Here is a 306-nt window from a genome sequence, read left to right as displayed (position 1 = left end):
GCGGGTCGTCGTTGATGTAGCGATGCAGCGCCCGCGCAACGTCGTGCCGGTCGAACACGCTCTTTTCGCCGGTGATGAGGGTTAGAACCTGCTCGGGCTTCTCTCGGATCAGCTCGGCATTGCGCCGGGCCGCTTCCTCGTCCAGCCGCGACCGCGACACGTCGAGGCCGCGCCGCTCCATCTGCGTGGCATGGACGCCCATATGCTCGGTCGGCGCGATCTCTAGCCCGCGCTCCATGTGCGAACGATGGTCAATGCGAATATCTAGCCCGGCCATCGCAAGGCGCTCGTTGGCGATCCCCTCCC

1 protein-coding gene is annotated in these 306 nt (G+C 66.0%); it reads right to left on the bottom strand.

Annotated features, from left to right (window positions below; genetic code table 11):
• On the bottom strand, nt 1-306 hold a 306-nt coding region (locus HBA93_RS20275; protein ID WP_221724474.1), incomplete at both ends, for a MobA/MobL family protein.

The sequence above is a fragment of the Ochrobactrum sp. SFR4 genome, assembly GCF_019730395.1.
Classification (GTDB): domain Bacteria; phylum Pseudomonadota; class Alphaproteobacteria; order Rhizobiales; family Rhizobiaceae; genus Pseudochrobactrum.
This window is presented reverse-complemented; position numbering and strand designations above follow the sequence as displayed.